General features: G+C 38.2%; 20 protein-coding genes, 1 riboswitch and 1 other annotated feature. Of the genes, 5 read left to right on the top strand and 15 right to left on the bottom strand.

Going from position 1 to position 19892, the window contains the following annotated elements; all coding sequences use genetic code 11:
• Positions 1-10: 10 nt before the first annotated feature.
• Complete coding sequence (locus ACY9Z2_RS15615) at positions 11-2170, bottom strand: ribonucleoside-diphosphate reductase subunit alpha (protein WP_463610664.1); 2160 nt, start codon at positions 2168-2170, stop codon at positions 11-13.
• 192 nt (positions 2171-2362) lie between these two features.
• Positions 2363-2563: riboswitch (cobalamin riboswitch) on the bottom strand.
• Between the two features lie 176 nt (positions 2564-2739).
• Between ACY9Z2_RS15615 and ACY9Z2_RS15610 the strand changes: the two genes are divergently transcribed.
• Positions 2740-3612, top strand: a complete 873-nt coding sequence (locus ACY9Z2_RS15610; protein WP_463610588.1) for an NAD(P)-dependent oxidoreductase — start codon at positions 2740-2742, stop codon at positions 3610-3612.
• Positions 3613-3615: 3 nt separating this feature from the next.
• On the opposite strand, the gene yxiS is transcribed toward ACY9Z2_RS15610, so the two are convergent.
• From yxiS to ACY9Z2_RS15595, 3 genes are all read right to left on the bottom strand, one after another.
• Complete coding sequence (gene yxiS, locus ACY9Z2_RS15605; protein ID WP_463610587.1) at positions 3616-3915, bottom strand: protein YxiS; 300 nt, start codon at positions 3913-3915, stop codon at positions 3616-3618.
• On the bottom strand, positions 3915-4601 hold the full coding sequence (locus ACY9Z2_RS15600; RefSeq protein WP_463610586.1) for a class I SAM-dependent methyltransferase: 687 nt from the start codon (positions 4599-4601) through the stop codon (positions 3915-3917). Before ACY9Z2_RS15600 ends, yxiS begins: the two co-directional genes overlap by 1 nt.
• A gap of 157 nt (positions 4602-4758) precedes the next feature.
• Positions 4759-4956 (bottom strand): cold shock domain-containing protein, encoded by a 198-nt coding sequence (locus tag ACY9Z2_RS15595; protein ID WP_021288643.1) that lies wholly within the window; start codon positions 4954-4956, stop codon positions 4759-4761.
• Positions 4957-5314: 358 nt separating this feature from the next.
• On the opposite strand from ACY9Z2_RS15595, the gene trhO reads away from it, so the two are divergent.
• Positions 5315-6286, top strand: a complete 972-nt coding sequence (trhO, locus tag ACY9Z2_RS15590; protein ID WP_463610585.1) for an oxygen-dependent tRNA uridine(34) hydroxylase TrhO — start codon at positions 5315-5317, stop codon at positions 6284-6286.
• Between the two features lie 142 nt (positions 6287-6428).
• On the opposite strand, the gene ACY9Z2_RS15585 is transcribed toward trhO, so the two are convergent.
• Together ACY9Z2_RS15585 and ACY9Z2_RS15580 are read right to left on the bottom strand one after the other, a co-directional pair.
• Positions 6429-8342: a TRAP transporter permease gene (locus tag ACY9Z2_RS15585; protein ID WP_463610663.1), complete on the bottom strand. Its 1914-nt coding sequence runs from the start codon at positions 8340-8342 to the stop codon at positions 6429-6431.
• A 116-nt stretch (positions 8343-8458) separates the two neighbouring features.
• Positions 8459-9460, bottom strand: a complete 1002-nt coding sequence (locus tag ACY9Z2_RS15580; protein ID WP_463610584.1) for a TAXI family TRAP transporter solute-binding subunit — start codon at positions 9458-9460, stop codon at positions 8459-8461.
• A 270-nt stretch (positions 9461-9730) separates the two neighbouring features.
• Between ACY9Z2_RS15580 and ACY9Z2_RS15575 the strand changes: the two genes are divergently transcribed.
• Positions 9731-10210, top strand: coding sequence for a glutathione peroxidase (locus ACY9Z2_RS15575; RefSeq protein ID WP_463610583.1), 480 nt, complete (start codon positions 9731-9733; stop codon positions 10208-10210).
• 283 nt (positions 10211-10493) lie between these two features.
• On the opposite strand, the gene proS is transcribed toward ACY9Z2_RS15575, so the two are convergent.
• From proS to ACY9Z2_RS15545, 6 genes are all read right to left on the bottom strand, one after another.
• Positions 10494-11933 (bottom strand): proline--tRNA ligase, encoded by a 1440-nt coding sequence (gene proS / locus ACY9Z2_RS15570; protein WP_463610582.1) that lies wholly within the window; start codon positions 11931-11933, stop codon positions 10494-10496.
• A 48-nt stretch (positions 11934-11981) separates the two neighbouring features.
• Positions 11982-12201, bottom strand: a binding site (T-box leader).
• A 55-nt stretch (positions 12202-12256) separates the two neighbouring features.
• On the bottom strand, positions 12257-12772 hold the full coding sequence (locus ACY9Z2_RS15565) for a GNAT family N-acetyltransferase (RefSeq protein WP_463610581.1): 516 nt from the start codon (positions 12770-12772) through the stop codon (positions 12257-12259).
• 464 nt (positions 12773-13236) lie between these two features.
• A complete protein-coding gene (locus ACY9Z2_RS15560) occupies positions 13237-13785 on the bottom strand; it encodes a cysteine hydrolase family protein (protein WP_463610580.1) in 549 nt (182 codons plus the stop codon).
• A gap of 2 nt (positions 13786-13787) precedes the next feature.
• Positions 13788-14516: a bifunctional hydroxymethylpyrimidine kinase/phosphomethylpyrimidine kinase gene (thiD, locus tag ACY9Z2_RS15555; RefSeq protein ID WP_463610579.1), complete on the bottom strand. Its 729-nt coding sequence runs from the start codon at positions 14514-14516 to the stop codon at positions 13788-13790.
• Positions 14517-14643: 127 nt separating this feature from the next.
• Positions 14644-15129 (bottom strand): DUF456 domain-containing protein, encoded by a 486-nt coding sequence (locus tag ACY9Z2_RS15550; RefSeq protein ID WP_463610578.1) that lies wholly within the window; start codon positions 15127-15129, stop codon positions 14644-14646.
• A gap of 12 nt (positions 15130-15141) precedes the next feature.
• Entirely contained in the window at positions 15142-15765 is a 624-nt protein-coding gene (locus tag ACY9Z2_RS15545; RefSeq protein WP_463610577.1) for a glycerol-3-phosphate acyltransferase, read from the bottom strand.
• A 305-nt stretch (positions 15766-16070) separates the two neighbouring features.
• On the opposite strand from ACY9Z2_RS15545, the gene ACY9Z2_RS15540 reads away from it, so the two are divergent.
• Complete coding sequence (locus tag ACY9Z2_RS15540) at positions 16071-16640, top strand: M15 family metallopeptidase (protein WP_463610576.1); 570 nt, start codon at positions 16071-16073, stop codon at positions 16638-16640.
• Positions 16641-16781: 141 nt separating this feature from the next.
• Here the strand turns inward: ACY9Z2_RS15540 and ytzI are convergent, their stop codons facing one another.
• From ytzI to ACY9Z2_RS15525, 3 genes are read right to left on the bottom strand one after another with little or no spacing between them, the layout of a single operon-like run.
• Positions 16782-16943 (bottom strand): YtzI protein, encoded by a 162-nt coding sequence (gene ytzI / locus ACY9Z2_RS15535; RefSeq protein WP_463610575.1) that lies wholly within the window; start codon positions 16941-16943, stop codon positions 16782-16784.
• Positions 16944-16957: 14 nt separating this feature from the next.
• Positions 16958-17386, bottom strand: coding sequence for a GNAT family N-acetyltransferase (locus ACY9Z2_RS15530; RefSeq protein ID WP_463610574.1), 429 nt, complete (start codon positions 17384-17386; stop codon positions 16958-16960).
• Between the two features lie 14 nt (positions 17387-17400).
• Positions 17401-18315, bottom strand: coding sequence for a ketopantoate reductase family protein (locus ACY9Z2_RS15525; RefSeq protein ID WP_463610573.1), 915 nt, complete (start codon positions 18313-18315; stop codon positions 17401-17403).
• Positions 18316-18722: 407 nt separating this feature from the next.
• Between ACY9Z2_RS15525 and ehuB the strand changes: the two genes are divergently transcribed.
• Entirely contained in the window at positions 18723-19610 is an 888-nt protein-coding gene (gene ehuB / locus ACY9Z2_RS15520; protein WP_463610572.1) for an ectoine/hydroxyectoine ABC transporter substrate-binding protein EhuB, read from the top strand.
• The last annotated feature ends 282 nt before the right edge of the window (positions 19611-19892 follow it).

The following is a 19892-nucleotide window of genomic DNA, read 5'->3' as shown; positions in this document are numbered from 1 at the left end:
ATCCTCCTTCTTAACTAGAGCATGATTCACATTCATCAATCTCAGATGATGTGGACCGTAAGTAATAGGTTGTTTTGAAACCTGATTGCCAAGCAAGCAGGTGGATTTCCAATAACTCACGAGCCTGAACATCATTTGGCACATAGATGTTAAACGATATACCTTGGTCTACATGCCGTTGTCTAGCGGCATTTTGTGCAACACTCCACTTTTGGTCAATGAAATAAGCTGACTTATAGAACCAAGTTGTATCTGGACTTAAATCAGGTGCCGTTACTGGAATTTTAAAATCCTTTTTTTCTTCCGAATAAAACTTCCGAAAAATAGGGTCAATACTTGCTGAGCTTCCAGCAATTAAAGAGGTTGATGAATTGGGAGCGACCGCCATCAGATAGCTATTTCGTATACCATAACGTTGAACATTTTCCTTCAAATCACTCCACGGAAATTTGTTATCCTCATATCCTTTTCGTTCAAAATATTGCCCAGTATGCCATTCAGATCCGCTGAACAACGGATATGTTTCCTTTTCTTTTGCAAGATTCATGCTCGCTTGAATGGTCAAAAACGCGATTTTTTCATATAAGGAGTCGGCATATTCAACGGCCTCATCACTTTCCCATTTGATTCGTTTTAACGCTAAAAGATGATGCCAACCAAATGTGCCAAGACCAATTGCTCGATAGCGTTTATTTGTGTACGTAGCTTGCAGAACGGGTATTTCGTTCAAGTCGATCACATTGTCTAGCATACGAACCTGAATAGGAATAAGATTTTCCAAAGCATTATCAACGACAGCTCGTCCCAAATTAATGGATGAAAGATTACATACAACAAAATCACCTGGCTTTTTCGTAATCATTATCGTACCGTCTTTTGTCTGCTGATCGATAAACATGGTTGGACTTTGGTTTTGCATAATTTCTGTACATAGATTGCTACAGTAGATCATACCAGTATGTTTATTTACATTTTGTCGATTGACTTCATCTCGATAAAACAGGAATGGGCCGCCTGTTTCCAATTGACTTTTCATGATTCCCTTCATGATTTCAATTGCTGGGACCACCTTTTTTGAAAGCTCTGGATTTGCTACACATTCCCAATATTTTCTACGGAAAGAGCCATTTTCTTTCTCCTCATCGTAATAATCCTCCAAGGAATATCCCATCACTGTTCGAACCTCATGTGGGTCAAATAAATACCAATCCTCACGTGCTTCGACCATTTCCATGAACAAATCAGGTAGTGTTACACCAGTAAATAAATCATGAGTGCGGAAGCGTTCATCACCATTATTTAATTTTGCATCCAAAAAGGAATGAATATCTTTGTGCCAAACATCAAGGTAAACACAAATGGCACCTTTTCGTTGGCCAAGCTGGTCGACGCTTACTGCTGTGTTATTCAATTGTTTCATCCATGGTAGTACACCTGAGGAAGCGCCTTTAAAGCCCTTAATCATACTTCCACTTGAGCGAATTTTTCCAAGATAGACACCAATACCTCCACCATTTTTGGATAGATTTGCGATATCTGTGTTACTGTCATAAATACTTTGTAGGCTATCATCTAATGTGTCGATAAAACAGCTAGATAATTGACCATAACTTTTTCCAGCATTTGCAAGTGTTGGAGTCGCAACGGTCATATATAAATTACTCATTGCCCAATAAGCTTGCTCCACTAATTCCAACCGCACTTCCGATGATTCATTTTGCATTAATGTCATCGCAATAATCATGAATCGTTCCTGTGGCAATTCAAAAATTTGCTTCGTGTAGTCCTTTGCTAAATAGCGATCTGCCAGCGTTTTTAAACCGATAAAAGTAAAAAGTTGATCACGTTCTGGCTTGATTCTTTTTTCTAGCTGCTCTATTTCAGATTTTGAATATGTTTGTAGTAGTGCTTGGTCATATATCCCGATATCCGTTATTTTTTCAATCAATTGATAAAGTGAGCCATATTTTTGCTCATAATCATAGATTCGATTTTTTGCTGCTTGATAGTAGAGCCATTCAGCATAAATCATCGATGCAACATACGTCCAATCCGGGTTCTGTTCATCAATATTTGCTAATGCCTCAAGCGTTAAATGGTTTACCCATTCTTCTGTAGATAAACTTTCTTTTGCTTTTTCTTGTTTATGTAAAAATGTTTCAACCGGCATAGTAGTGAAGGATTTTATTAATTTATCTTCTAAAAAATCCTTCCAGCTTGTCGCTAGTACTGTCGTCACGATTCAACCTCTCCTTTTTGAATGAATGTACGAAAAAACCGCTCATGCTACGAGGCCATGAGCGGTTAAAATGACAGAAGGATATTTTCCCTATCATTTCATATTCTTTGGCCCCGAAGAATGGAAATTTCACAAGCTTTGGCAGGTCTCCTGACTTATGTGTTCATCTACTTGAGAACCTTCCCGTATCTATGCCGCTAAGCAAATAATACAGTGGTTATTAACTCGTTCGTCCACATTTACAGTTGCGGGGACAGTTCTGGTTTCTCACCAGATTCCCTATTAAGGCCAAACGCTTCGGCCACCAACACTTGTAGGATAAAACTATATATAGTATGTAATTTTTAGTTCAAAACAATATATTGTGTTTACAGGCTACCATAGGATAAGGGTGTTTGCAATACTTTTTTTAGAAAAACTCGGCATTCGCCTCGTCCTTAATAGCTAAAAAAGGAATATCGTTACTCATGGCGAATTAATTAATTTAGGAGGCTAAAACGATGATGAACACAAACAAAACAATTGGTTTTATTGGATTAGGTGTTATGGGGAAAAGTATGGCAAAACATCTAATGGATGCTGGATATACTCTTCATGTATACACCAGAACAAAAGAAAAGGCGCAGTCCTTACTTGAACAAGGAGCTGTTTGGAAAAATAACGTGGCAGAACTCGCATCAGAGGTAGATGTAGTCATTACTATTGTTGGCTATCCAGCTGATGTGGAGGAAGTATATTTTGGCGAACAAGGAATTCTAAAGAATGCGAGGAAGCATACATATATAGTCGATATGACTACATCGAAACCTTCCTTGGCAGAAAAAATATGGCACGAGGCAAGAAAACAAAATTTATTTGCCTTAGATGCACCAGTTTCTGGCGGAGACACTGGCGCACAAAATGGTACACTTTCGATAATGGTCGGTGGGGACGTTAAGGCGTTTCAAACGATGAAACCGATTTTCGAAGTAATGGGCAGTAATATTATCCATCAAGGTGAGGCCGGAGCGGGTCAGCATACAAAGCTTAGTAACCAAATCACAATAGCCTCAACGATGATTGGAGTCTGTGAGACAATTGTTTACGCTAAAAAAGCCGGATTAGATCCGGAACGCGTATTAGACAGTATTACAAAAGGTGCGGCAAGTAGCTTTTCACTTAGTAATCTTGCTCCTCGAATGATTAAAGGTGATTATGCCCCCGGTTTTTATGTTAAGCATTTTATCAAAGACATGCGTATCGCACTTGAATCAGCGAAAGAAATGGACATGATGACACCTGGGCTCGAGCTCTCATTAGAATTATATACAAAACTAGCCGAGCAAGGTGAAAATGATAGCGGCACACAAGCATTGATTAAGCTATTTGAATGATAATCATTGCTTGCGGTTATCGATTTGGTCTTGTACAATAAACGCCAAATCGTCATTACCAAATAACTGCAAAACGTTTATAACAGTTGAGTCAGGAATTTCTTCTGACTCTTTTTTTGGTACCGTTAAATCAAGCGCCTCCTGTAAAGCATTGTTCTTCATCTGATTAGGATAGGCTTTCCCGTATAATTCTTTCGGGTCAATGTCATGATTAATGCACCACTGTGCATAAATTAATATCATCATTTTTTCATCGTTTTGGTAGCTTTCTACTACCCTTTTTTCCATTTCACGTTGATCCATTATTCCTCAACCTTTCGCAGCATAAATACCCACATGAACGTTAGTGCTTGTTTTAATTCCATTGGTAGCCCTTTGTGATGTTGTATTTTTACAGCATCACGGTAAACACCAAAACCATCAAGGTATGTAAAATTGTTTTCCTCTGCTAGCTTCTGGAATTCCCATGGCATCATGGTGTTTGCAATTGCCTTTTCACCATATACGCGTGGATAGCTATGCGTTCTCGGTTTAGCTGTTGGCCCCAATATACCAACACAAAGTAAACCATCCTTTTTTAGCACCCGACGTAATTGCTTCAACGCAGTTGCTGGTACCTCGGTCCATTCTAATACGTTAATCGTCATGATACCATCACAACTATTATCGCTAAAAGGTAGATTGGTCACATCCCCTTGAACAAAAGAAATTTCCTCATTTGGTACCCGTTCTTTAGCACGGGCAATCATTTCACTTGAAAGATCCATACCAACTACTTCATAGCCAGCCTTAAGTAACTTAAATGAGCCATATCCATCCCCACAACCAATATCGTAAACGGTCGAGCCAGGATTCATATATTTTTCAACAAATGGAATAATATCCTTTCTGCTACCGTTGTCCCACATATTTACACTACGCTCATTCCAAAACTGAGCTCTACTATCCCACTGTGACTCCGCTTCTTTATTCCAGTTAAATGATGACATGAAAAGCCTCCTTCTTTCTACCTTCATTATATGACAATTAGAGGGGGATATGAAGCAGTGCATTTGCCAATAGATTAGAAAACTTGGCTTATTAATACTTTCTTACTGACAAAAAAAGGTTTATCTCAAATGAGATAAACCTTTCATTTATTATGAATTATAAGCGAGTTACGTTAGCTGCTTGAGGTCCGCGGTTACCTTCAACGATTTCAAATTCAACGTCTTGACCTTCTTCAAGCGTTTTGAAACCTTCAGCTTGGATTGCTGAGAAGTGTACGAAAACATCGTCTCCGTCTTCGCGTTCGATAAAACCGAAACCTTTTTCTGCGTTAAACCATTTTACTTTACCAGTCATTGAAATGACCTCCTTATACAAATATCGTGCAAAGTAATTGAATCATAAATACTTTTACACCCACTTTGACAAAGAGATCGTAAAGTATTATTCAAACTCCAATTTCCTTTTGCACTTTTAAGTTTACCCCCATCCAAAAAATAATGCAAGTAAATCAATAATTTTTAAGGCAGAAAATAAAGCGCTTAAAATGCCAACGGTATAAAGGTGTCAAAACACTTGTAAACAAAGGATCGCCACTTTTTCAAGTTGAAAAAAGTATGTAACACTGATAAAATAATTCCTTGCAAGAGTAAAAATGAATAAGTCAACGCCAAACATTTGTATCTTGCAAATATAAATGATAGGTGGTAAAACAATGTCAACTACTAAGGAATATCAGGTTTTGTTGTACTATAATTACGTACACATAGATGATCCTGAACAATTTGCGAAGGATCATTTGAAATTTTGTAAGGAGCTCGAATTAAAGGGACGAATCCTAGTAGCTCAAGAAGGAATTAATGGAACAGTATCTGGAACTGTAGAAAACACGCAAAGGTATATGGACGCAATGCGAAATGATGAACGCTTTGCTGATATGGCTTTTAAAGTAGACGAACATGATGGTCATGCGTTTAAAAAAATGCATGTACGTCCACGTACAGAACTTGTTACACTTCGTCTTGAAGATGACATAAACCCGAAGAAAACCACAGGTAAACATTTGGAACCAAAAGAATTCTTCGAGGCAATGCAGGACGAGAATACTGTTGTATTAGATGCCCGTAATGATTATGAATTTGATTTAGGACATTTTCGTGGTGCGATTCGACCAGACATCGAAACTTTCCGAGACCTTCCTGAATGGGTAAAGAATAACCGACATTTAATCGAAGGTAAAAAGATTCTAACCTACTGTACAGGCGGAATTCGTTGTGAAAAATTTTCAGGATGGTTGGTAAAAGAAGGATTCGAAGACGTAGCTCAATTACATGGCGGTATTGTGACTTACGGTAAAGACCCTGACGTACAAGGTGACTTATGGGATGGTCAATGCTATGTTTTTGATGAACGAATTTCCGTACCGATTAATCGTAAAGAACATGTTGTTGTTGGAGTCGATTATTTTGATGACCAACCGTGTGAACGATATGTAAATTGCGCACATCCACCATGCAATAGACAAATTATTTGCTCGGAGGAAAATGAACATAAATATTTACGTGGATGCTCACACGAGTGCCGTACAAGTCCTCGTAACCTCTATGTTCAAGAGCATGGATTAACTGACGAAGAAGTTCAAGAACGACTAAATAAAATCGAAGAAGAAAAGAAACAGACTGTATAAAAATATATATAGGTACCTAGTATTTTTCGTTAATAATACTAGGTACCTTTGATTTTCATTTGATTTGTACGTATACTGAAATCCTTAAACTTATACTTTCCTATCGGTAAATAAAAGATCAGCGCCATTGCGCTGATCTTTTTTATGATACGGATGATTGTTGTCCAGTTTTATCGGATTTATTTTTCATAAATTGGATGGTAGCAATAATCCCAAAGATTACAAGTCCTACAAGAGAGAACTTTAAATCTGGATAAACTAGCAACAATCCACCTATAAATAGAAATATTCTTTCTAACCAATTCACAGAGCTAACGAAATATCCTATCATCCCGGAACTAATACTCGCCATACCGAGTAACGCAGTAATCACTGCTATCGAAACGTTCATCACGTTCGCATCGCCTTGCAGAAGTAGTATCGGCTGCGAAACAAACATATACGGAATAATAAACGCTGCGATGGCTAGTTTAACCGCCGTTACACCAGCCTTCATCGGATTCGCACCTGCTATTCCCGCTCCAGCATATGCCGCTAAACAAACTGGTGGGGTAATATCTGCTACGATTCCAAAGTAGAACACAAACATATGCACAGCAATTACTGGGACATCAAACGCCAATAATGCTGGTGCTGCCATTGTAGCTGTAACTACATAGTTTGCGGTTGTTGGTAAACCCATTCCTAAAATGATACATGCAATCATCGTAAAGAACATTACCAAGAAAAACTGTCCTTGTGCTAGGTCAATAATTCCACCGGCAATTTTTGGTCCAAGACCAGTTGTTGTAACTGTACCAGCGATAATACCTGCAGTAGCACAGGCTGCAATTACTGGTAAAGCAGTTCTTGCACCCTCTTCTAGTAGCTTAATAATTCCCTTAAAGGATAATCGTGTATCTTTGCGGAAAAAGCTTATTACAAATGCTGTTCCTATCGCAAACAGAGCTGCATAGGTAGGTGTGAAACCAGCTAATAGAAAACCGATAATAATGACAAGCGGAAGAAATAAGTCTAGCCGCTTTACCAGGTTTTTTACTTTAGGAAGCTGATCTTTAGCTAACCCTAAGATACCTTGTTTACGTGCTTCAAAGTGCGTACCTAAAAATACGCCAGAGAAATATAAAACCGCTGGAATGATAGCAATCACAATGATTTCATTATATGGAACCCCTGTATAAGAAGCCATAATAAATGCAGCAGCACCCATGATTGGAGGCATTATTTGACCACCAGTCGATGCTGACGCTTCTGTAGCAGCTGCAAAATGCGGCTTAAAACCAGCATTTTTCATCATTGGGATAGTAAATGAACCTGATCCAACTGTATTTGCCACTGAACTACCACTTACCATACCCTGAAGTCCACTAGCCGCAACAGCTGCTTTTGCAGTACCGCCAGTATATTTACCAGTTAAGCGTAGTGCAAGATCGTTAAAGAACTGCCCAATGTTCGTTTTTACTAAAATTACTCCAAAGAATAAAAACAGATAAATATATGTGGATGAAATCTGAATTGGAATACCAAAGATGGAGCTAGAGCTAAAGAACATTTCCGTAGCAAGTGATGGCCAATCATATCCAGCATGTCCGACAACAGGAATATACTGACCGAGTAATCCGTAAAGGAGAGCTACAATAGCGATGATAACAATAGGCAATCCTACAACTCGTCTTGTTGCTTCTAAAAGTAATATAATCCCAGCTGTTGCAACAATCTGATCCATATAGGTGAATCCAAAAATAATTGCATCGTTTATTAAACGATCATAATTGTTAATAATATAGAAATTTGTATATAAAGAAGCTAATGCTAATAAAGCATCATACCAAGGAATTCCTCTACGTTTAGTCATCGAGGATTTTATAGGATATAACAGGTAAACTAAACTTAATCCGGCCCCTAAATGGATTGCACCCTGTATTAAAGAAACCTTTGCTCCAAAAAATGCAGTCCACAGCTGAAAAATCGTCAATGCTCCACCAAGAATTAGTGTTACCCAGCCCCATGGCCCTAAGTTGGTTCGAAAAGCGCTTTCTTTATCGTATTTTGCCATTAATTCATCTTTATCAATTTGTTGTGTATCTTGTATAGCCAATGCTTATACCTCCATTCCCCTTACAATATTGAGGAGAAAGAACCGGACGCATATGTCCGGTTCTTTCAGTTCAATTATTCAATAATACCTACTTCTTTAAAGTACTTTTCAGCACCAGGGTGAAGAGGTAAATCGCCAACACCAGTTAAGGCGCTGTCTTTTGTAATTAGCTTCGCCTGAGCGATTGTCATATCACCAGATTTTTCATATAACGTTTTTGTTAACTTATAAGCAAGATCTTCACTTACTTGTTCAGTTGAAGCAAGTAACAATGCCATTGCAGTTACTGTTTGTACTGGCTCTTTTTGCCATTCGTATGTGCCAGGCTCAACCGTATATGCTTCGTATTGGCTGTTTTCAGTTACTTCTTTTAATGCATCTCCTTCAATATCAAGGAATTTAACTTCACCAGTCGCTGCTGCTAATTCATCTGTGGTTGATGATGGAACACCAACTACAGCGAAAGATGCATCAATTGTACCATTTTGAAGTTTACTTTTTGCATCGCCAAATCCTTCTTCGTATGCTTCAAAGTCACCTTCTTCAATTCCGTAAGCTGCTAAAACCAATTCAGCTGCTTCACGAGTCGCTCCACCTGGAGGTCCAATTGCAACTTTTTTACCCTTTAAATCTGCAATAGATTCAATACCAGTTGATTCTAGCGTAACTACTTGTAACGCTTCTGGATAAAGAGAACCAATAACTCCAACGTTATCAATTGTTTTCCCTTCAAATTCACCAGTTTGATTTACAGCGTTAATCATTGTTGTATTCTGTGCGATACCTAGTTGGAAATCGCCCGATTGGATCTTAGCAATGTTCTCAACAGATGCACCTGATTCAACAGAACTAACGTCAAATCCTTCTACATCAATGTTATCCGACCAAAGGTTTGCCATTTCTCCACCAAGTGGATAATAAACACCGCCAACACTTCCAGTTCCCATAGTCAGATTCGTTACTGGTTCTCCACCACCGTCACTGCTTCCGCCACCGTTACCGCTGTCTCCACATGCGCTTAGGATCATGCCGATAGCAAGAACAAGTACTACTAATAATAGACTTTTTTTCTTCAAGGTAATGCCCCCTCTATATAATTTTTTTCATCTAAAACATACAGCATTTAGACTATTATGTATTTAGACAAAAATGAACACGTTTTCATATAATGACAACGTTTTAATATGTATTTTACCTTGATTTTATTAATTCTACAAGTTTTTATAAAGTTTGATTATTTAGTATATGCAAGGTGATTGATAGTTTAGTATTTTTTATGTAAATAATCAGACGTTTTGACTTGGCGTTTTGCTATTGCTATATTTTTGACAAGGAGGTCGATTTAGATGACCATTTATGATTATTCTGCAGAAACGCTGATGGGTAAAGAAAAATCATTACAAGAATATGAAGGTAAAGTCGTTTTAATTGTTAATACCGCGAGTGAGTGTGGATTTACGCCACAATTTGAAGGGCTGCAAGAACTGTATGATGAATATAAAGAACAGGGGTTTGAGATACTTGGGTTCCCTTGTAATCAATTTCGTAACCAAGATCCAGGATCAGATCAAGAGATTTCGGATTTTTGCCAACGTAACTATGGTGTTACATTTCAAATGTTTAGTAAAGTTGATGTAAAGGGTGATCATGCCCATCCCCTATTTACGTTTCTTACGAATGAAGCACCTGGAATGCTTACCGATCAAATAAAGTGGAATTTTACCAAATTCCTGATTAACAAAAAAGGAGAAGTTATTGATCGATTCGCGCCGCAGACAAAACCGGAAAGTATAAAGGACGATATTGAAAAGGCGTTGAAAAACTAACACTAAAAAATAATACTGCTCAAAGTATGCTTTGAGCAGTAGACAAAATAATAAACGGACACAGAATCCGCTATTTGTAGGAAAATGCCATTAGATCATTGCATTTTTACAAATAGCGGTACCTATGTCCCTAACCCTAATGATTTGAACCTTTTTCATAAATAACGTAACTGAAGTCCACCAAACTAATTGGGAAGCATGTTAGTGACAAGAACCGCATTGGTTCTGCGACCAAACAGGATACGATTTGGCCATCCAGCTTTCTCTGCAATAACAATCTTGCTTAGTAGGCTTTTGCCCAATAAACTAATTCTTTTGCTTCTTTCCCGCAGCATACGCATGTATCGGATACTTTTTCTTGTTCAAACGGGATACAGCGTGAAGTCGCGGAAGTTTCTTCTTTAATTTTCTCTTCACAAGCTTGGTCACCACACCACATTGCTTTAATGAATCCCATTTTTTCATCAAGCGTTTGTTTGAATTCATCAAATGTCTTGGCAACGTTTGTTTTTTCATTGCGGTGAGCCAGTGCTTTATCATATAGATTTTGCTGAATTTCCTCTAACAGAGCTACAACTCGCTCTTCTAGTTCATTTAAAGCAACAAATTCCTTTTCACCTGTATCACGACGTACGAGTACAGCTTGTTCTTTCTCAATATCCTTTGGTCCGATTTCAATACGAACTGGGATACCTTTCATCTCATACTCGTTAAACTTCCAGCCTGGTGACTTATCACTCGCATCGATTCCAACACGGATTACGTTCTTTAGCTGATCGCGAAGGTCATATGCTTTATCTAAAACACCTTCCTTGTGCTGTGCAACAGGTACAATCATTGCTTGTGTAGGGGCTATGCGTGGTGGCACAACTAGCCCTCGGTTATCTCCATGTACCATAATTAACCCACCCATAATACGGGTAGAAAGTCCCCACGATGTTTGATGAACAAACTGGCTTTCACCATTTTCATCTAAATAGGTAATATCAAAAGCCTCCGCAAAACCTGAACCAAAGTGATGCGATGTACCGGATTGCAATGCTCGTCCATCATGCATTAGACTTTCGATCGTCAATGTATAATTTGCACCTGCAAATTTTTCTTTGTTTGTTTTACGTCCCTTTAGAACTGGAATTGCTAAGTAATGCTCAACTAAATCTGCATATACACCAAGCATTTTTTCCGTTTCGATAGTAGCATCTTCATCTGTCGCATGTGCTGTATGCCCCTCTTGCCAATGGAATTCAGATGACCGCAAGAATGGACGTGTAGTTTTTTCCCAACGAACAACATTTCCCCACTGATTATAGAGCATTGGCAAATCGCGGTATGAATGAATATTTTTAGAATAGTAATCACAGAATAACGCCTCAGATGTTGGTCGGACAGCAATTCGCTCTGTTAATTCCTCATCACCACCGTGTGTTACCCAAGCTACTTCTGGAGCAAATCCCTCAACATGGTCCGCTTCTTTTTGCAAAAGACTTTCTGGAATAAATAGCGGGAATGCTACATTGGAATGTCCTGTATCTTTAATCATTTTGTCTAGCTCATTACGGATGTTTTCCCATATGGCAAAACCGTATGGCTTAATAATCATCGTTCCACGAACTTGTCCATAATCTACAAGATCCGCTTGCTTTACGACATCGGTATACCACTTGGCAAAATCGTCTTCCATTGCTGTAATTTTTTCCACAAATTGCTTATTCTTTTTACCCATTAAAAACCCTCCTATAATAATTTTAAACACAAAAAATCCTCCATCCGCATAAGGGACCGAGGTTTGGTGGTACCACCCTTGTTCACAGGACAACACCCTGCACACTTAGCTTGATAACGGTATAATACCGCGCACATCTTACAGCATTACTGCTTTTCTGATGGCGAACTCTTGAGGCAGGTTCTAATCTGGGTTTTGGGAATTCGCACCAACCATTCCCTCTCTTAAAAAACGATCAAATTATACTAATCCTCGTCAACGTTTCGTCTATTGTATTTTTAAATATATAGCTATGTGCATATAAAGTCAAGCCGAGGCTATATCTAGCTTCTTTCATATTTGGAAAATAATTCGCCACCCATATCGTGTGAACCTACATAGTTGAAACCCACATCTTGATAAAATGTATTCAACACTTGATTATGCGCGACACAATCTAAACGAATGATGGCCGGTGTACTCTCCGTCATCCAATTCATTAGTTTTGTTCCAATCCCTTTATTATGCTGGTCACGAGCCACAGCTAGGCGATGTAAATAAAGGAATTCGTTACTATTATCTCCCCATAATTCCTTGTCCCAATCATTTTGCTCTGAAGCAAGGTTAAAAGTGGCTAGTAAGTTACCGTTTCGATCTTCAACAATAAACGTGTTTCCCATTGTAATTGCTGCTTCGATTTCTTTATTTTCATTCCCCTCTCGCAAATAGCTCCACTGATTTACCCCTTTTTCACGAAGCCAGATTGCGGCTTCAGTCAATATTTTTACTATGTTTACAGAATCTTCATTTGTTGCCTGCCGAACGATATAATCCGCAAAACAATTCGTTGTAAAAATCATTTCTATCCCCTTTACATTATCTCTATGTACTATTATTTTACTAGAACTTGATCAAAAATCCACTTGCCTGATATCGGTCTGGAGGCGGAGCAAAAAACATGCTTTAGGTCGTTATCATCCATTCTCCCATTCGATAAAAACTGGACTTGGAGTTGGTTTTGTTTCGCTAGTATGGGTTCTTCATCCCAGGTTGCGTAGTATACCAAAAGCTGATGAGTTATCCTCGGAATCATTCGGATTGGATTTTGCTGAGGAGGCTTTGGAGGAAACAGTATAGAAATATCGCGCGGTAGACCATGATAATCGCGCACAAATTTGGAAAATCGCGCATTGGTCACAGGTAATCGCGCAACAGAATTCGTATTGCGCGAACCTTGATTGCTATTGCGCGATATTATTTATTGACGCACGATTCGCTCATACTGTTGCGCGGTTTTTCCACATTGCTGTGTATTTAGCTGACGTTATATAACCGTTGCTCCTAACGATGAAACAAAATGTCCAAGTGCCCATTCATGGCCAACTTCATTGAAGCTTGCGACGGCATCTTTATGAACAACAATTTGAAATCCCTTGTTGTAAGCGTCAACCGCCGTGTGCAGCACACATATGTCGGTACAAACGCCAATTAAATGAAGTTCTTCAATTCCTCGTTCACGAAGCTTCATTTCTAAATCAGTTCCAGCGAACGCACTATATCTTGTCTTGTCAAAAAAATACACGTGATCTTTTTCCTGATTTACCTCATATACAGTAGAAAGTTTTCCGTATAGTTCTCTACCTGATGTTCCTTTAATATTATGTGGGGGAAAAAGGTTAGTCTCTGGATGATGCGTATCTAATTCATCATGTGCATCTATCGCAAAAACGGTATAATCTCCGTTATGGATAAACTCTTCCGTTAATCTAACAATTTCACCTTCAATAGATTGCCCAGCTTTTCCACACGTTAAAGCCCCATCTTCCGCTACAAAATCGTACGTATAATCGATGTTGATAAGCGCTTTCTTCATACTTACATGCTCCTCTCAACTTTTACGGCGTGTGCCTCTCCATGGATTCGTTGGGCTGCATGATACGTTGGGCCAACCAACTCCGTATAGGAAAATCCATATGCTATCGCAGTTGTCACAAAGCTTTTAGCAATTTCGACCGCTTCGTGTACGGTGTTCCCTTTTGCTAGTTCAGCGGTAATTGCTGCAGAATACGTACATCCTGCTCCACTCGTATGTACCGTATTAATACGCGGCACTTCATATGTGGTAAAGTCTGTTCCATCATACAGCACATCTGTTGCCGGCCCATTCAGACGACCACCTTTTAATAATACATATTTAGGGCCTAAATCATGCAATTCCCTGGCAGCCATTTTTAAATCTGCCACTGATTCCAATTTACGACCACCTAATAAAACGGAAGCTTCAGGCATATTTGGTGTGATTATTGTAGCTAGCGGTAATAAATGCTCTCGCATTGCGTCTATCGCATCATCCTCTAGCAACTTTGAATCTAGTTTCCCAACCATAACTGGATCCACTACGATATTCTTAAAGCCTGACTCAGCAATAATTTCCGCTGTTTTTTCAATAACTTCTTTTGAAAAAAGCATCCCTGTTTTTAGTGCATCAAGACCGACCTGTTCAACTGCTGTTGCATATTGAGCTTCAATTGCTTCGATTGACTGAGGGTGAACATTTTTCTGTGTTTCCGGATGCCTTGCAACAATCGCGGTTATCACACTCATTCCATACACAATCTAATTCTTGGAAGGTTTTTAGGTCTGCCTGAATTCCAGCGCTCCCACCGGCAGCAGATCCAGCAATTGTCAAAACGCGTGATGGTTTTTTCATCGTCCAAAATCCTTTCATCTATTAAAAAATAACAACAATTAGGAACCAAGCAATCATAATAGCTTGAATGACAACCTTCGCCACCGCACCACTAAGAAATCCAATAAGGGACCCAATTGAAGCACGGAAAGCTTCCTTTATTGTACGCTTTTGAACCATCTCCACAACGAGTACAGTCACAAAAGGTAAAATCAATATCCCAAACGGAGGAATAATGAACGATCCAATAATTACGGCCACCCCTGCAGCACGTTCGCCCCATTTACTTCCACCGAATTTTTTTACAAAGTAACTGTTTGCGATAATATCTGAAACAATAAGAATCGCAGTTAAAATTACCATGCTAGTCCAGAATATCCAACCTAGTTCATTTGAATTGATGACAAAGTGGTATAACAAATACCCAACCCAAATAACGAGTGGTGACGGGATGATCGGATAAATAATCCCGACAAAACTTAAGACAAATAATGCGGCAATAACAACCCAAATAAGAATATCTACCATATGTACCTCCGATTAAACTGTTTTTTTGCTAAATAGACTAGATAGCTTTGTTTCCGTTTTGCTAAAAATGCGCTTGTAATTATCGATATGCATAATCAAACTTAAAACGAATAGAACAAATGCAATGAATGCTGGAATCGTCCAGATAAAATAGAACGTTGTAACAACAAATGAAAGATACATAAGCAATACACCAACCACTAAATAATCCGTTACTAAGGTAAAGGCAATCAGCGCACCAATGCAAATAATGGCGATCTTCCAATCAATAGCTAATATTGCTCCTACCATTGATGCAGTACCTTTGCCACCCCGAAAGTTCATTGTAATCGGATAGTTGTGCCCGATAACAATGAAAAATACATTAATGTAAATAAGTAAAAACTTCATATCTCCAGTTATAGCATTTTCCTTTAAAATATATAACAATAATAATACCGAAAAAGTAGCCTTAAAGATATCAATTAACGCTACAATAATACCAGCTTTCCACCCTAATAGGATGGTAGTATTGGAAGCACCTGAATTTTTAACCCCTGATTTCTTAATATCTACCTTCTTATATTTACCAACTATTTGTGAACCATGAAGACATCCAAATAAATATCCCATTAAAACACTCAACAGATAAAGCATATGCTTCCCCCTTTCTATCTTTCTATTTATTATCGTAGCATCAAGTCGTTCTGGTTACATCAATTTTTTAGTAGAAAATTTGATTTTTCACCTTAAGTTAAGGAAATTCATTATCGGCATTTTTCTAGTGAACAAATATTTCGTTCTAAACTCAGAAAAAATAAATTATAGTTGACCTTAGCTTCACCATTCGCTATTAAAGAGAAGGCGGACGAGGTTTTCTAAGGTCGACCAATCTCTAAATTGTTATGCCAATCTCAATTTTGATATGATACAGTTACACATTGAATTAAGGGGAATTTCGATTGAAAAAAATAAATAAAGATATAATTACTTGGATTATCGTAGTTCTATTCTTTGGGGTAATTATCTTTCTATATAACAAGCAAAATGACGATTATGTTGACTTGGGAAATGATGCAAAGCTACCTGGGAAACTGCATCCAGTAGTTGAGGAAAAGATGGAAAAGCTTATAAAAAAATCGTCTCAAATCGGTATTGATGTTGTTATTACGGAAAAATGGCGCTCGATTAAGGAGCAAAATCAATTATATTCGCAAGGACGATCAAGTAGCGGAAACATCGTTACACACGCTGAAGGCGGAGAATCCTACCATAATTATGGGTTAGCAATTGACTATGCACTCAGGAACAAAAATGGAACAATCATTTGGGATATTTCGTATGATGGCAATAATAATGGCAAAAAGGATTGGTTTGAAGTTGCAGAAATCGCCAAAAACCTTGGATTTGAGTGGGGTGGGGACTGGATGAATTTTAAAGACTATCCACATCTACAGATAGATTTTGGATTAAGTATTAATCAACTACAAAAGGGCTTACGACCAAATGTAAACAATGAAAAGAAGGAATAATGGACATGTATTTTGTGCGTAAAGAGTTTCGGGTAACAACAGCAGTAAAAAATTTATATAAACAACAAAAATAACGCTCAAGTTGAGCGTTATTTTTGTGAGAAGATACTAGCGGAGGAAGGAAGCTACCTTCTTCCTCGGTTAGTTTATCTCTTCCCTATCATTTCTCACTTCGCTATTCGTGCTAACTTCTGGTAATTCATCTATCGTATGCTTATAGGCATAGCCTTTGTTGATTGTGATCATCGATAACAGTAATACAAATAAGATAATTCCTATCCCAAGAATGATATATCCAGTCATATGTTCTATTCACCCTAGTTCAGATATTTAGTATAGAAAGAACTCTCTTTAACCCAACCTTTTCTCTCAAAAAAGTCTATAACATCATCTCTATTATCGGCAATTTTAATCTGCATAACGTGCATTTGCTGTCTTTCTGAGAACTGCTCAATCTTTTTATACAGATGTTCATTTAATCCTTTTTTTGTATAATCAGCTTCAATAACAAATCGTTTAATTTGTACAATTTGGCGTGATCGCTCTACCGTGAAGTACATAAACGCCTTCACTACACCTGACTGTTCAACGAGAAACCATTTTGCAACGGTACTTTGAAGTGAATCTAGGAAAAAGTTCTTATCTAGTATACTATCATTCACCCCTAATTGCATGTTATTTTCCCCTTGAATTAGCTGTAAAATGAACGAATAATCCTCATCTCTTGCTTCTCTAATTTTATACATAAAAACGTAACTCCTTAAGCTTTTTCAAACGGCTTGATTAAGCCATATATTGCCTCTGTATATGGAACTTCTATGTCCGCTGCCTTCGCAAGCCTGATTGCTCCACCATGAAGATGATCGACCTCAAGCGTTAGCCCCTTTCGCAGATCTTGATGCATGGACGAAGTAGTATCGTATGGTAATCCAAGTAATTTCGTTTTTGCGGCTTCTACTTCACTTTCGGCAATTTCCACATTATACGAACTTGCAAGTAGTTTCATTTCATGAAGAATCATTTCTGCAATACGAAATGTTTCTTTTTCATCACGGATTGGACCAATGGATAGATTGGTAGCCGTCGTAACACCTGAAAAAGCATTAATAAACATATATTTTTTCCATAGCTCGGTCAAGATAGCTTCATTATTGTGACCATCAGCCTTCGTTTGTTTGAACACATCTTCTAATTGCTGACAGATGGTTGTTTGCGTCGGTTGTAGTGGACCAAAAATAAAGTCATCAAAGTCACTTGAATGAATCACATGTCCATCTTCGTCCAAAGTGGAAATGATAAACGAGAGTCCTCCAAGAACAAAATCTTTACCAAGATGATCCTGCAACATACTAATATGCTCGATTCCGTTTAAGATCGGTAACACGTACGCCCCGTTTTCTGTAAGCTTTTTTAATGTTTCCATCGTTCCTTGTATGTGATACCCCTTTACACTTAATAGAACGACATCAGCATGACTAATTTCAGATACATCTGTAACGATAGTTGGGTTAGAAATCTCATAATTCCCCTTAGGGCTTGTAATATGAATTCCTTCCTCTCTTAATTGCTTCGCCCGCCCTTCTCGAACTAAAAAGGTAACATTTTCTCCCACTTCATGAAACCTTGCCCCAAAGTATGCTCCAAGCGCACCTGCACCAATGATTATAATATCCACTATAATCCCCTCCACCAATATGATTTGTTGTTATGTTACCTTGTTTCCGCTCTATTTGTCTATTATCTACTATATTTATGAAACCATTTAGCAAAATATACCTATATATGCAAATATTGAGTATATACAAGTATATGATACTTATCAAAAGTAATTTACGGAATAGAATAGCTTAATAGTATTAAAGAGAAGATTTGCTGGTTTATTTAAAATTATCTAAATATATAGAGTTTGAGAAACAAATCATTAATCGATAATATTAAAGAGCGTCTGTTTAAACATATTTTTTCGCAAAAAATTAGGTTGTTTAACCTAGTTTAATAGTCATGACACATAGTACGAAACGTAGCATTGATTATACACTGTAATTCAATGCTTTTTAAACCAAAGGGGAGGTCTATAATTACATGAAAAAATTAATAGGAGTATCCGTTCTTTTTATCACATTATTGCTGTTAGCAGCATGTGGTTCCGAAGAATCTAGTGGTTCAGGCGGAGAAGGTGACGGAAGTTTATTAGATCAATTGAAAGAAAAAGGTACAGTAACTGTTGGTTTTGCTAATGAAGAACCATATGCCTATCAAGAAGACGGTGAGTTAAAAGGTGCAGCGGTAGATATCGCAGAGGCTGTCTTCAAAGAAATGGGTATTGACACGGTTGAAGGAAAGCTAGCAGAATTTAGTCAGCTTATTCCTGGTTTAAACGCTGGGAAATTCGACGTAATTACTGCTGGTATGGCAATTAATCCAGATCGCTGTGAGAATGTGGACTTTGCTCAACCTAGTATGATGTATGGGGAAGGATTAGTCGTACAAAAAGGAAATCCACTAGATCTGCATAGCTATGCAGACATCGCAGAAACTGGTGCTACAGTTTCAATCATGCAAGGTGCAACAGAGAATGAATATGTTGTTTCAGAGGGCGTTAGTGAAGATCAAATTCAAAGCGCACCAGATATACCAGCAACATTTTCTGCTGTATCGTCTGGCCGTGCAGACGCAACAACTGGAACTGAAATGACGCTTAAAATGGCGTTAAAATCTTCTAATTCTGATAACCTTATGTTTGTAAAAGACTTTGAACAACCAGACATTAAAGGTATTCCAAGCTATGGCGCAGCAGCTTTTCATGTAGATAGTGATGAGCTACGCAAGGCATATAATGAACAGTTAGCAAAATTAAAAGAAGATGGAACTGTTAAAGAACTTTTAGAGGCAAATGGTTTTAGTGCCGAGAATAATTCCGTACCAGCAGAAATTGAAACGAAAAAAGTCTGCAGCGGTGAACAGTACTAAACACTTATTTAACTAATAAACATTAATGACTCCATAGGGTCCGGCTCCCTCACCCAGGGGGTCGGCCCTATGCTTTTTATTGAGAAAAGCGAAGGCGACTGTTCAGAAGCGGACGCATAAGCAAGGAACCGTAAAACGCGTGGTCTTTCGCGTTTGAAGTGTTCATTGCTTATGACGGCAGCTTCTAGGAGCCAGAGCTAGACATAGAAAAGCGAAGGCGACTGCTTAACGGCGTACAAATAGATAGGCAGGTGAACGTAGGGTGTTCTTTCCCTACTTCAT

This window comes from Virgibacillus sp. GM2-2 (genome assembly GCF_055329585.1).
Note: the sequence above shows the minus strand (reverse complement) of the source record. Positions and strands in the feature narration are given on the sequence as shown.

Bases quoted from the DNA above. Each gene is read 5' to 3' on its own strand.
- ehuB (WP_463610572.1), top strand. From the start codon at position 18,723: ATGAAAAAATTAATAGGAGTATCCGTTCTTTTTATCACATTATTGCTG.
- ACY9Z2_RS15575 (WP_463610583.1), top strand. From the start codon at position 9,731: ATGACCATTTATGATTATTCTGCAGAAACGCTGATGGGTAAAGAAAAA.
- ACY9Z2_RS15550 (WP_463610578.1), bottom strand. From the start codon at position 15,129: ATGGTAGATATTCTTATTTGGGTTGTTATTGCCGCATTATTTGTCTTA.
- ACY9Z2_RS15560 (WP_463610580.1), bottom strand. From the start codon at position 13,785: ATGAAGAAAGCGCTTATCAACATCGATTATACGTACGATTTTGTAGCG.
- ytzI (WP_463610575.1), bottom strand. From the start codon at position 16,943: ATGACTGGATATATCATTCTTGGGATAGGAATTATCTTATTTGTATTA.
- ACY9Z2_RS15585 (WP_463610663.1), bottom strand. From the start codon at position 8,342: ATGGCAAAATACGATAAAGAAAGCGCTTTTCGAACCAACTTAGGGCCA.
- trhO (WP_463610585.1), top strand. From the start codon at position 5,315: ATGTCAACTACTAAGGAATATCAGGTTTTGTTGTACTATAATTACGTA.
- ACY9Z2_RS15600 (WP_463610586.1), bottom strand. From the start codon at position 4,601: ATGTCATCATTTAACTGGAATAAAGAAGCGGAGTCACAGTGGGATAGT.
- ACY9Z2_RS15565 (WP_463610581.1), bottom strand. From the start codon at position 12,772: ATGATTTTTACAACGAATTGTTTTGCGGATTATATCGTTCGGCAGGCA.
- yxiS (WP_463610587.1), bottom strand. From the start codon at position 3,915: ATGGATCAACGTGAAATGGAAAAAAGGGTAGTAGAAAGCTACCAAAAC.
- ACY9Z2_RS15595 (WP_021288643.1), bottom strand. From the start codon at position 4,956: ATGACTGGTAAAGTAAAATGGTTTAACGCAGAAAAAGGTTTCGGTTTT.
- ACY9Z2_RS15610 (WP_463610588.1), top strand. From the start codon at position 2,740: ATGATGAACACAAACAAAACAATTGGTTTTATTGGATTAGGTGTTATG.
- ACY9Z2_RS15615 (WP_463610664.1), bottom strand. From the start codon at position 2,170: ATGCCGGTTGAAACATTTTTACATAAACAAGAAAAAGCAAAAGAAAGT.
- ACY9Z2_RS15545 (WP_463610577.1), bottom strand. From the start codon at position 15,765: ATGCTTTATCTGTTGAGTGTTTTAATGGGATATTTATTTGGATGTCTT.
- thiD (WP_463610579.1), bottom strand. From the start codon at position 14,516: ATGAGTGTGATAACCGCGATTGTTGCAAGGCATCCGGAAACACAGAAA.
- proS (WP_463610582.1), bottom strand. From the start codon at position 11,933: ATGGGTAAAAAGAATAAGCAATTTGTGGAAAAAATTACAGCAATGGAA.
- ACY9Z2_RS15530 (WP_463610574.1), bottom strand. From the start codon at position 17,386: ATGTATAAAATTAGAGAAGCAAGAGATGAGGATTATTCGTTCATTTTA.